Annotated in this window: 14 protein-coding genes; 13 read left to right on the forward strand and 1 reads right to left on the reverse strand. The window is 51.3% G+C overall.

Annotated elements, in window-relative coordinates:
• Positions 1-56 precede the first annotated feature (56 nt).
• The 4 genes from kefG to slyD all read left to right on the forward strand — a co-directional run bounded on the left by kefG (position 57) and on the right by slyD (position 3,308).
• A complete protein-coding gene (gene kefG / locus A7589_RS10440) occupies positions 57-608 on the forward strand; it encodes a glutathione-regulated potassium-efflux system ancillary protein KefG (protein WP_010357561.1) in 552 nt (183 codons plus the stop codon).
• Entirely contained in the window at positions 608-2,413 is a 1,806-nt protein-coding gene (gene kefB / locus A7589_RS10445; protein ID WP_108188829.1) for a glutathione-regulated potassium-efflux system protein KefB, read from the forward strand. Before kefG ends, kefB begins: the two co-directional genes overlap by 1 nt.
• Positions 2,414-2,422: 9 nt before the next feature.
• A complete protein-coding gene (locus A7589_RS10450; RefSeq protein ID WP_001007730.1) occupies positions 2,423-2,623 on the forward strand; it encodes a YheV family putative zinc ribbon protein in 201 nt (66 codons plus the stop codon).
• Between the two features lie 94 nt (positions 2,624-2,717).
• Entirely contained in the window at positions 2,718-3,308 is a 591-nt protein-coding gene (gene slyD / locus A7589_RS10455) for a peptidylprolyl isomerase (protein WP_000861334.1), read from the forward strand.
• A gap of 48 nt (positions 3,309-3,356) precedes the next feature.
• Here the strand turns inward: slyD and A7589_RS10460 are convergent, their stop codons facing one another.
• Positions 3,357-3,575, reverse strand: coding sequence for a protein SlyX (locus tag A7589_RS10460; RefSeq protein WP_001153620.1), 219 nt, complete (start codon positions 3,573-3,575; stop codon positions 3,357-3,359).
• A gap of 219 nt (positions 3,576-3,794) precedes the next feature.
• On the opposite strand from A7589_RS10460, the gene fkpA reads away from it, so the two are divergent.
• From fkpA to A7589_RS10505, 9 genes are all read left to right on the forward strand, one after another.
• Positions 3,795-4,607 carry an FKBP-type peptidyl-prolyl cis-trans isomerase gene (fkpA, locus tag A7589_RS10465; protein ID WP_108188830.1) on the forward strand — a complete coding sequence of 271 codons (813 nt, stop codon included), beginning with the start codon at positions 3,795-3,797 and terminating at the stop codon, positions 4,605-4,607.
• Between the two features lie 167 nt (positions 4,608-4,774).
• On the forward strand, positions 4,775-5,497 hold the full coding sequence (locus tag A7589_RS10470) for a helix-turn-helix transcriptional regulator (protein WP_010357572.1): 723 nt from the start codon (positions 4,775-4,777) through the stop codon (positions 5,495-5,497).
• Positions 5,497-5,883 carry a sulfurtransferase complex subunit TusD gene (tusD, locus tag A7589_RS10475; RefSeq protein ID WP_001209682.1) on the forward strand — a complete coding sequence of 129 codons (387 nt, stop codon included), beginning with the start codon at positions 5,497-5,499 and terminating at the stop codon, positions 5,881-5,883. The genes A7589_RS10470 and tusD overlap by 1 nt, the downstream gene beginning before the upstream one ends.
• Positions 5,883-6,242: a sulfurtransferase complex subunit TusC gene (gene tusC / locus A7589_RS10480; RefSeq protein ID WP_000820726.1), complete on the forward strand. Its 360-nt coding sequence runs from the start codon at positions 5,883-5,885 to the stop codon at positions 6,240-6,242. The genes tusD and tusC overlap by 1 nt, the downstream gene beginning before the upstream one ends.
• A 7-nt stretch (positions 6,243-6,249) precedes the next feature.
• Entirely contained in the window at positions 6,250-6,537 is a 288-nt protein-coding gene (gene tusB / locus A7589_RS10485) for a sulfurtransferase complex subunit TusB (protein WP_000903388.1), read from the forward strand.
• A 125-nt stretch (positions 6,538-6,662) separates the two neighbouring features.
• On the forward strand, positions 6,663-7,037 hold the full coding sequence (gene rpsL / locus A7589_RS10490; protein ID WP_000246815.1) for a 30S ribosomal protein S12: 375 nt from the start codon (positions 6,663-6,665) through the stop codon (positions 7,035-7,037).
• 96 nt (positions 7,038-7,133) lie between these two features.
• On the forward strand, positions 7,134-7,604 hold the full coding sequence (gene rpsG, locus A7589_RS10495) for a 30S ribosomal protein S7 (protein ID WP_001138043.1): 471 nt from the start codon (positions 7,134-7,136) through the stop codon (positions 7,602-7,604).
• 96 nt (positions 7,605-7,700) lie between these two features.
• Positions 7,701-9,815 (forward strand): elongation factor G, encoded by a 2,115-nt coding sequence (gene fusA / locus A7589_RS10500; protein WP_000124700.1) that lies wholly within the window; start codon positions 7,701-7,703, stop codon positions 9,813-9,815.
• Positions 9,816-9,885: 70 nt separating this feature from the next.
• A partial coding sequence (locus A7589_RS10505; protein ID WP_108188831.1) for a GTP-binding protein occupies positions 9,886-10,199 on the forward strand: 314 nt, incomplete at its 3' end.

Raw genomic sequence — 10,199 nt, forward strand, 5'->3', positions numbered from 1 at the left:
CGCAATGGTAGCCCAAAACAGCGACTATACACAAAAACCATACCGGGAGGGGGATGATGTCTCAGCCAGCGAAAGTTTTGCTGCTGTATGCCCATCCGGAATCTCAGGACTCGGTGGCAAACCGGGTACTGCTTAAACCGGCCACGCAGCTCAGCAATGTTACCGTGCACGATCTTTACGCGCACTATCCCGACTTTTTTATTGATATCCCCCGTGAGCAGGCATTACTGCGCGGGCACGAGGTGATTGTTTTTCAGCATCCTCTTTATACCTATAGCTGCCCGGCGCTACTGAAAGAGTGGCTGGACCGGGTATTAAGCCGTGGTTTTGCCAGCGGGCCGGGAGGAAATCAACTGGCGGGAAAGTACTGGCGCAGCGTGATTACCACCGGTGAGCCGGAAAGTGCTTACCGTTATGACGCACTGAATCGCTACCCGATGAGCGATGTTCTACGCCCCTTTGAACTGGCGGCGGGCATGTGCCGGATGCATTGGTTAAGCCCCATCATTATTTACTGGGCGAGACGGCAAAGCGCGCAGGAGCTGGCGAGTCACGCCAGAGCCTACGGCGACTGGCTGGCAAATCCGCTGCCCCCAGGAGGCCGCTGATGGAAGGTTCCGATTTTTTACTTGCGGGAGTGCTGTTTCTCTTCGCGGCGGTGGCTGCGGTGCCGTTGGCATCGCGGCTGGGTATTGGCGCTGTGTTGGGATATTTGCTGGCAGGGATTGCGATTGGCCCGTGGGGGCTTGGGTTTATTAGCGACGTTGATGAGATCCTCCACTTTTCGGAACTCGGCGTGGTATTCCTGATGTTTATCATCGGGCTTGAGTTGAACCCCTCCAAGCTCTGGCAATTGCGGCGCTCGATTTTTGGCGTAGGCGCGGCGCAGGTGCTGTTAAGTGCGGCGTTGCTGGCAGGATTATTGATGCTGACGGATTTCGCCTGGCAGGCGGCGGTGGTCGGTGGCATTGGGCTTGCGATGTCATCAACTGCAATGGCGTTGCAATTGATGCGTGAAAAAGGGATGAATCGTAGCGAATCTGGGCAGCTAGGTTTTTCGGTCCTGCTGTTTCAGGATCTGGCAGTGATCCCGGCACTGGCGTTAGTGCCGCTGCTGGCGGGATCGGCAGACGAACATTTCGACTGGATGAAGGTCGGCATGAAGGTGCTGGCATTTGTCGGCATGTTGATTGGTGGGCGCTATTTGCTGCGTCCGGTATTCCGCTTTATTGCGGCTTCTGGCGTGCGGGAAGTGTTCACCGCCGCGACGCTGCTGCTAGTGCTGGGTTCCGCATTGTTTATGGATGCGCTGGGGCTGTCGATGGCGCTCGGTACGTTTATTGCGGGCGTGCTGCTGGCGGAAAGCGAATATCGCCATGAACAGGAAACGGCCATCGATCCGTTTAAGGGCTTGCTGCTCGGGCTATTTTTTATCTCCGTCGGGATGTCGCTTAACCTCGGGGTGCTTTATACCCATCTGTTGTGGGTAGTGATAAGCGTGGTTGTGCTGGTGGCGGTGAAAATTCTCGTGCTGTATCTGTTAGCGCGCCTGTATGGCGTGCGCAGTTCTGAGCGGATGCAGTTTGCTGGCGTTCTGAGTCAGGGCGGTGAGTTTGCCTTTGTGCTCTTTTCTACCGCTTCTTCACAACGCTTATTCCAGGGCGACCAGATGGCGCTGTTGCTGGTGACGGTAACGCTTTCCATGATGACCACGCCGCTGCTGATGAAGCTGGTGGATAAATGGCTATCCCGCCAGTTTAACGGAACGGAAGAAGAAGATGAAAAACCGTGGGTCAACGATGATAAACCGCAGGTCATTGTCGTGGGCTTTGGGCGTTTTGGTCAGGTGATTGGTCGTTTACTGATGGCGAATAAAATGCGCATTACCGTACTGGAGCGGGATATCAGCGCCGTTAACCTGATGCGCAAATATGGCTACAAAGTTTATTACGGCGACGCCACGCAGGTAGATCTTTTACGTTCTGCGGGTGCAGAGGCCGCTGAGTCTATCGTCATTACCTGTAACGAGCCGGAAGACACCATGAAGCTGGTGGAAATATGCCAGCAGCACTTCCCGCATTTGCATATTCTTGCGCGAGCGCGCGGACGTGTCGAAGCACATGAGTTATTACAGGCCGGGGTGACACAGTTTTCCCGTGAAACATTCTCCAGTGCGTTAGAGCTGGGGCGCAAGACGTTAGTGTCGCTAGGTATGCATCCACACCAGGCGCAGCGGGCACAACTGCATTTTCGTCGCCTGGATATGCGAATGCTGCGGGAACTCATCCCGATGCACGCTGATACCGTACAAATTTCTCGCGCGAGGGAAGCCCGACGCGAACTGGAAGAGATTTTCCAGCGTGAAATGCAACAAGAACGACGCCAAATGGATGGCTGGGATGAATTTGAGTAGAGGGTGAAGATGGCAATCCGAAAACGTTTTATTGCTGGCGCGAAATGTCCAGCCTGTCAGGCGCAAGACTCAATGGCGATGTGGCGCGAAAATAATATTGATATTGTTGAATGTGTTAAGTGTGGGCATCAGATGCGTGAAGCCGATAAAGAAGCCCGCGATCACGTTCGCAAAGATGAGCAAGTGATTGGGATTTTTCATCCGGACTAGCGATATGCGCCGAGTTTTTTTAAGCTAGTGAGTACACGGCAGCAGAATTCCGATACAATCTGCGCCACTATTCTTCCCATGCTCAGGAGATATCATGAAAGTAGCAAAAGACCTGGTGGTCAGCCTGGCCTATCAGGTACGTACAGAAGACGGTGTGTTGGTTGATGAGTCTCCGGTGAGTGCGCCGCTGGACTACCTGCATGGTCACGGTTCCCTGATCTCTGGCCTGGAAACGGCGCTGGAAGGTCATGAAGTTGGCGACAAATTTGATGTAGCTGTTGGCGCGAACGACGCTTACGGTCAGTACGACGAAAACCTGGTGCAGCGCGTTCCTAAAGACGTATTTATGGGCGTTGATGAACTGCAGGTAGGTATGCGTTTCCTGGCTGAAACCGACCAGGGCCCGGTGCCGGTTGAGATCACTGCGGTTGAAGACGATCACGTTGTGGTTGATGGTAACCACATGCTGGCGGGTCAGAACCTGAAATTCAACGTTGAAGTTGTGGCGATTCGCGAAGCGACTGAAGAAGAACTGGCTCATGGTCACGTTCATGGCGCGCACGATCATCACCACGATCACGACCATGACGGTTGCTGCGGTGGTCATGGCCACGATCACGGTCATGAACACGGTGGCGAAGGCTGCTGTGGTGGTAAAGGTAACGGCGGTTGCGGTTGCCACTAATACCGTAAAGGTATCAAAAAAGCGGGAATTACCCGCTTTTTTTTCGCCTTAATAATGTGGCGGTGGCGTTTCTTCAGCCTGCGATGCGATGTTCGACGGCTGGCTGGCTTTTAACTTCTCGGTCAGCAGACGCAGATGATCGCGCAGTTTTGCCATCTCCATTTCATGAGCGGTCACCGTGACGTTCAGTTCTTCAATGGTGATTTCCTGAAAAGCCAGTCGGCTCTCCAGCTCTGCCAGGCGTGCTTCCATTGATAAATCCTGCATGGTTCACCTCTTTGGTCGAATGATCGCTGCGGATTCTACTTAACTTTGTTGCCAGAGACAGCACTCATTTCGCGACATCGAAACTAATTTAAACAAAAAGAGTCTGAAAATAGATGATAATAGGGCGTGTCTGTATGTAGATTTATCCGACAACGCTTTATAGTACCTTTCTGATAATAGTTAACCCTGGGGTGAGATGCCCCGATCCTGGAGATATGGATGAAATCACTGTTTAAAGTAACGCTGCTGGCGACCACAATGGCCGTTGCCCTGCATACACCAATTACTTTTGCTGCCGAAGCGGCGAAACCTGCTACAACTGCTGACAGCAAAGCAGCGTTCAAAAATGACGATCAGAAATCAGCTTACGCACTGGGTGCTTCGCTGGGTCGTTACATGGAAAATTCACTGCAAGAACAAGAAAAGTTGGGCATTAAGCTGGATAAAGATCAGCTGATCGCTGGTGTCCAGGATGCGTTTGCTGATAAGAGCAAACTTTCCGATCAAGAGATCGAACAGACTCTGCAAGCATTTGAAGCTCGCGTGAAGTCTTCTGCCCAGGCGAAGATGGAAAAAGACGCGGCTGATAACGAAGCTAAAGGTAAAGAGTACCGCGAGAAATTTGCCAAAGAGAAAGGTGTGAAAACCTCTTCGACTGGTCTGGTTTATCAGGTAGTAGAAGCCGGTAAAGGCGAAGCACCGAAAGACAGCGATACTGTTGTAGTGAACTACAAGGGTATGCTGATCGACGGTAAAGAGTTCGATAACTCTTACACCCGTGGTGAACCGCTCTCTTTCCGTCTGGACGGCGTGATTCCAGGCTGGACCGAAGGCCTGAAGAACATCAAGAAAGGTGGCAAGATCAAATTGGTTATTCCACCAGAGCTGGCTTACGGTAAAGCGGGCGTTCCGGGGATCCCACCAAACTCTACTCTGGTATTTGACGTAGAGTTGCTGGATGTGAAACCAGCGCCGAAGGCTGATGCGAAGCCAGAAGCCGATGCGAAAGCCGCAGATTCTGCTAAAAAATAAGCATTAAGAACCGCCGCCTGACCAGGCGGCGGTTTTTTTTATTACAGGCCGGATATAATTAGTGCTGGAAAGCGGAACCTCCGCTGTATTAATTTAGTTACCCGCATCATTAATGAGCCTGCCCTGAAAAGTTAACGACAGGCTCCTGAAAAGGAGTGTTTTTTTTCATGTCCAGGTCGCTTTTAACCAACGAAACCAGTGAGTTGGATTTACTGGATCAACGTCCTTTCGACCAGACCGATTTTGATATTCTGAAATCCTACGAAGCGGTGGTGGACGGGTTAGCGATGCTCATTGGCTCCCACTGTGAAATCGTTTTGCACTCTTTGCAGGATTTAAAATGTTCAGCCATTCGTATTGCCAACGGTGAACATACAGGCCGGAAGATTGGTTCGCCGATTACCGATCTGGCGCTGCGTATGCTGCACGATATGACGGGGGCGGATAGCAGCGTTTCTAAATGCTATTTTACTCGCGCCAAAAGCGGTGTCTTAATGAAGTCCCTGACTATCGCCATTCGTAACCGCGAACAGCGTGTAATTGGTCTGCTGTGCATCAATATGAATCTTGATGTTCCCTTCTCGCAGATCATGAGTACCTTTGTGCCGCCAGAAACCCCGGACGTCGGTTCAAGCGTCAACTTTGCGTCTTCTGTTGAAGATCTGGTCACCCAAACGCTGGAGTTCACCATTGAAGAAGTAAATGCCGATCGCAATGTTGCCAATAACGCTAAAAATCGCCAGATCGTGCTGAATCTTTACGAGAAAGGGATCTTCGATATTAAAGACGCGATCAACCAGGTTGCTGACCGTCTGAACATCTCCAAACACACTGTCTATCTCTACATCCGCCAGTTCAAGAGCGGTGATTTCCAGGGGCAAGATAAGTAATGCGTTTTGCCATCGTGGTGACCGGGCCAGCATACGGTACGCAACAGGCGAGTAGTGCCTTTCAGTTTGCGCAGGCGCTGATAGCAGAAGGCCATGAGTTAAACAGCGTCTTTTTCTATCGGGAAGGGGTCTATAACGCTAACCAATTGACCTCTCCGGCAAGTGATGAATTTGACCTTGTGCGCGGCTGGCAACAACTGAATACACAACATGGCGTGGCGCTGAATATTTGCGTGGCGGCAGCATTGCGTCGCGGTATCGTCGATGAAACTGAAGCTGGAAGACTCGGTCTGGCATCTGCAAATCTCCAGCCGGGCTTTACCTTAAGTGGCCTTGGCGCTCTGGCTGAAGCCTCGCTGACCTGTGACAGGGTGGTACAGTTCTGATGAAAAGAATTGCGTTTGTTTTTTCTACTGCACCTCATGGTACAGCTGCTGGTCGTGAAGGATTGGATGCTTTATTGGCGACTTCCGCATTAACTGACGAACTCGCCGTCTTCTTTATTGCCGATGGCGTTTTTCAGCTTCTGCCAGGGCAAAAGCCCGATGTGGTGTTGGCGCGTGATTATATCGCAACCTTTAAACTGCTGGGGCTGTATGACATTGAACAGTGCTGGGTTTGTGCGGCTTCACTGCGTGAACGTGGGTTAGATCCCCAGACACCCTTTGTTGTAGAAGTCACTCCGCTCGAAGCAGAAGCATTGCGTCGGGAACTCGGCAACTACGATGTTATTTTGAGATTTTGAGGCGTACATGCTGCATACATTACATCGCTCACCCTGGCTGACGGATTTTCCTGCGCTGCTGCGTCTGCTCAGCGATGGGGATGAACTGCTGTTATTGCAGGATGGCGTCACTGCCGCAGCTGATGGTAACCGCTACATTGAAAGTTTGCGTAATGCCCCCATTAAGGTCTATGCCCTGAACGAAGACCTCATCGCTCGTGGTTTAGCTGGTCGAATTTCGAACGATATCACTCCCATTGACTATACTGATTTCGTCAGACTTACGGTTAAGCACACCAGCCAGGTCGCCTGGTAACGGTGGGATCGTTGTATATTTCTTGACACCTTTTCGGCATCGCCCTAAAATTCGGCGTCCTCATATTGTGTGAGGACGTTTTATTACGTGTTTACGAAGCAAAAGCTAAAACCAGGAGCTATTTAATGGCAACAGTTAACCAGCTGGTACGCAAACCACGTGCTCGCAAAGTTGCGAAAAGCAACGTGCCTGCGCTGGAAGCATGCCCGCAAAAACGTGGCGTATGTACTCGTGTATATACTACCACTCCAAAAAAACCGAACTCCGCACTGCGTAAAGTATGCCGTGTTCGTCTGACTAACGGTTTCGAAGTGACTTCCTACATCGGTGGTGAAGGTCACAACCTGCAGGAACACTCCGTGATCCTGATCCGTGGCGGTCGTGTTAAAGACCTCCCGGGTGTTCGTTACCACACCGTACGTGGTGCGCTTGACTGCTCCGGCGTTAAAGACCGTAAGCAGGCTCGTTCCAAGTATGGCGTGAAGCGTCCTAAGGCTTAATGGTTCTCCGTTAAGTAAGGCCAAACGTTTTAACTTAAATGTCAAACTAAACTCGTAGAGTTTTGGACAATCCTGAATTAACAACGGAGTATTTCCATGCCACGTCGTCGCGTCATTGGTCAGCGTAAAATTCTGCCGGATCCGAAGTTCGGATCAGAACTGCTGGCTAAATTTGTAAATATCCTGATGGTAGATGGTAAAAAATCTACTGCCGAATCTATCGTATACAGCGCGCTGGAGACCCTGGCTCAGCGTTCTGGTAAATCTGAACTGGAAGCATTCGAAGTAGCTCTCGAAAACGTGCGCCCGACTGTCGAAGTTAAGTCTCGCCGCGTTGGTGGTTCTACTTATCAGGTACCAGTTGAAGTCCGTCCGGTTCGTCGTAATGCTCTGGCAATGCGTTGGATCGTTGAAGCTGCTCGTAAACGCGGTGATAAATCCATGGCTCTGCGCCTGGCGAACGAACTTTCCGATGCTGCAGAAAACAAAGGTACTGCAGTTAAGAAACGTGAAGACGTTCACCGTATGGCCGAAGCCAACAAGGCGTTCGCACACTACCGTTGGTAATCCCTTCGGAGTTTTAGTCACCAGGCGGGCGCTTCCAGTAAGCAGCCCGCTTTGGGCTACTTAAATTGAACGCCTAAAAGATAAACGAGGAAACAAATGGCTCGTACAACACCCATCGCACGCTACCGTAACATCGGTATCAGTGCGCACATCGACGCCGGTAAAACCACTACTACCGAACGTATTCTGTTCTACACCGGTGTAAACCATAAAATCGGTGAAGTTCATGACGGCGCTGCAACCATGGACTGGATGGAGCAGGAGCAGGAACGTGGTATTACTATCACTTCCGCTGCGACTACTGCATTCTGGTCTGGTATGGCTAAGCAGTATGAGCCGCATCGCATCAACATCATCGACACCCCGGGGCACGTTGACTTCACAATCGAAGTAGAACGTTCCATGCGTGTTCTCGATGGTGCGGTAATGGTTTACTGCGCAGTTGGTGGTGTTCAGCCGCAGTCTGAAACCGTATGGCGTCAGGCAAACAAATATAAAGTTCCGCGCATTGCGTTCGTTAACAAAATGGACCGCATGGGTGCGAACTTCCTGAAAGTTGTTAACCAGATCAAAACCCGTCTGGGCGCGAACCCGGTTCCGCTGCAGCTGGCGATTGGTGCTGAAGAACATTTCACCGGTGTTGTTGACCTGGTGAAAATGAAAGCTATCAACTGGAACGACGCTGACCAGGGCGTAACCTTCGAATACGAAGATATCCCGGCAGACATGGTTGAACTGGCTAACGAATGGCACCAGAACCTGATCGAATCCGCAGCTGAAGCTTCTGAAGAGCTGATGGAGAAATACCTGGGTGGTGAAGAACTGACTGAAGCAGAAATCAAAGGTGCTCTGCGTCAGCGCGTTCTGAACAACGAAATCATCCTGGTAACCTGTGGTTCTGCGTTTAAGAACAAAGGTGTTCAGGCGATGCTGGATGCGGTAATTGATTACCTGCCATCCCCGGTTGACGTACCTGCGATCAACGGTATCCTGGACGACGGTAAAGACACTCCGGCTGAGCGTCACGCAAGTGATGACGAGCCGTTCTCTGCACTGGCGTTCAAAATCGCTACCGACCCGTTTGTTGGTAACCTGACCTTCTTCCGTGTGTACTCCGGTGTGGTTAACTCTGGTGATACCGTACTGAACTCCGTGAAAGCTGCACGTGAGCGTTTCGGTCGTATCGTTCAGATGCACGCTAACAAACGTGAAGAGATCAAAGAGGTTCGCGCGGGCGACATCGCTGCTGCAATCGGTCTGAAAGACGTAACCACTGGTGACACCCTGTGTGACCCGGATGCGCCGATCATTCTGGAACGTATGGAATTCCCTGAGCCGGTAATCTCCATCGCAGTTGAACCGAAAACCAAAGCTGACCAGGAAAAAATGGGTCTGGCTCTGGGTCGTCTGGCTAAAGAAGACCCGTCTTTCCGTGTATGGACTGACGAAGAATCTAACCAGACCATTATCGCGGGTATGGGCGAGCTGCACCTCGACATCATCGTTGACCGTATGAAGCGTGAATTCAACGTTGAAGCGAACGTAGGTAAACCGCAGGTTGCTTACCGTGAAACTATCCGCCAGAAAGTTACCGATGTTGAAGGTAAACACGCGAAACAGTCTGGTGGTCGTGGTCAGTATGGTCATGTTGTTATCGACATGTACCCGCTGGAGCCGGGTTCTAACCCGAAAGGCTACGAGTTCATCAACGACATTAAAGGTGGTGTAATCCCTGGCGAATACATCCCGGCCGTTGATAAAGGTATCCAGGAACAGCTGAAAGCAGGCCCGCTGGCAGGCTACCCGGTAGTAGACATGGGTATTCGTCTGCACTTCGGTTCTTACCATGACGTTGACTCCTCTGAACTGGCGTTTAAACTGGCTGCTTCTATCGCCTTTAAAGAAGGCTTTAAGAAAGCGAAACCAGTTCTGCTTGAGCCGATCATGAAGGTTGAAGTAGAAACTCCGGAAGAGAACACCGGTGACGTTATCGGTGACTTGAGCCGTCGTCGTGGTATGCTCAAAGGTCAGGAATCTGAAGTTACTGGCGTTAAGATCCACGCTGAAGTACCGCTGTCTGAAATGTTCGGATATGCAACTCAGCTGCGTTCTCTGACCAAAGGTCGCGCATCATACACTATGGAATTCCTGAAGTATGATGAAGCGCCGAGTAACGTTGCTCAGGCCGTAATTGAAGCCCGTGGTAAATAAGCCTCAGGGTTAATACCAAAGTCCCGTGCTCTCTCCTGAAGGGGAGAGCACTATAGTAAGGAATATAGCCGTGTCTAAAGAAAAATTTGAACGTACAAAACCGCACGTTAACGTTGGTACTATCGGCCACGTTGACCACGGTAAAACTACTCTGACCGCTGCAATCACCACCGTACTGGCTAAAACCTACGGCGGTGCCTCTCCCGCCCTCGCCCCAACGGATAACCCCCCGGAAGAAAAAGCTCGTGGTATCACCCTCAACACTTCTCACGCTGAATTCCACACCCCCACCCGTCCCCACGCGCACGTATACTGCCCGGGGCACGCCCACCATGTTACCAACATTATCACCGCTTCTCCGCAGAGCTCCGCCGCGACCCTGGT

It is taken from the genome of Escherichia sp. MOD1-EC6475 (assembly GCF_003046645.1).
GTDB lineage: Bacteria > Pseudomonadota > Gammaproteobacteria > Enterobacterales > Enterobacteriaceae > Escherichia > Escherichia ruysiae.

Excerpts from the sequence above, each read along its gene's own strand:
- kefG (WP_010357561.1), top strand. The coding sequence starts at position 57 with ATGTCTCAGCCAGCGAAAGTTTTGCTGCTGTATGCCCATCCGGAATCT.
- kefB (WP_108188829.1), top strand. The coding sequence starts at position 608 with ATGGAAGGTTCCGATTTTTTACTTGCGGGAGTGCTGTTTCTCTTCGCG.
- A7589_RS10450 (WP_001007730.1), top strand. The coding sequence starts at position 2,423 with ATGGCAATCCGAAAACGTTTTATTGCTGGCGCGAAATGTCCAGCCTGT.
- slyD (WP_000861334.1), top strand. The coding sequence starts at position 2,718 with ATGAAAGTAGCAAAAGACCTGGTGGTCAGCCTGGCCTATCAGGTACGT.
- A7589_RS10460 (WP_001153620.1), bottom strand. The coding sequence starts at position 3,575 with ATGCAGGATTTATCAATGGAAGCACGCCTGGCAGAGCTGGAGAGCCGA.
- fkpA (WP_108188830.1), top strand. The coding sequence starts at position 3,795 with ATGAAATCACTGTTTAAAGTAACGCTGCTGGCGACCACAATGGCCGTT.
- A7589_RS10470 (WP_010357572.1), top strand. The coding sequence starts at position 4,775 with ATGTCCAGGTCGCTTTTAACCAACGAAACCAGTGAGTTGGATTTACTG.
- tusD (WP_001209682.1), top strand. The coding sequence starts at position 5,497 with ATGCGTTTTGCCATCGTGGTGACCGGGCCAGCATACGGTACGCAACAG.
- tusC (WP_000820726.1), top strand. The coding sequence starts at position 5,883 with ATGAAAAGAATTGCGTTTGTTTTTTCTACTGCACCTCATGGTACAGCT.
- tusB (WP_000903388.1), top strand. The coding sequence starts at position 6,250 with ATGCTGCATACATTACATCGCTCACCCTGGCTGACGGATTTTCCTGCG.
- rpsL (WP_000246815.1), top strand. The coding sequence starts at position 6,663 with ATGGCAACAGTTAACCAGCTGGTACGCAAACCACGTGCTCGCAAAGTT.
- rpsG (WP_001138043.1), top strand. The coding sequence starts at position 7,134 with ATGCCACGTCGTCGCGTCATTGGTCAGCGTAAAATTCTGCCGGATCCG.
- fusA (WP_000124700.1), top strand. The coding sequence starts at position 7,701 with ATGGCTCGTACAACACCCATCGCACGCTACCGTAACATCGGTATCAGT.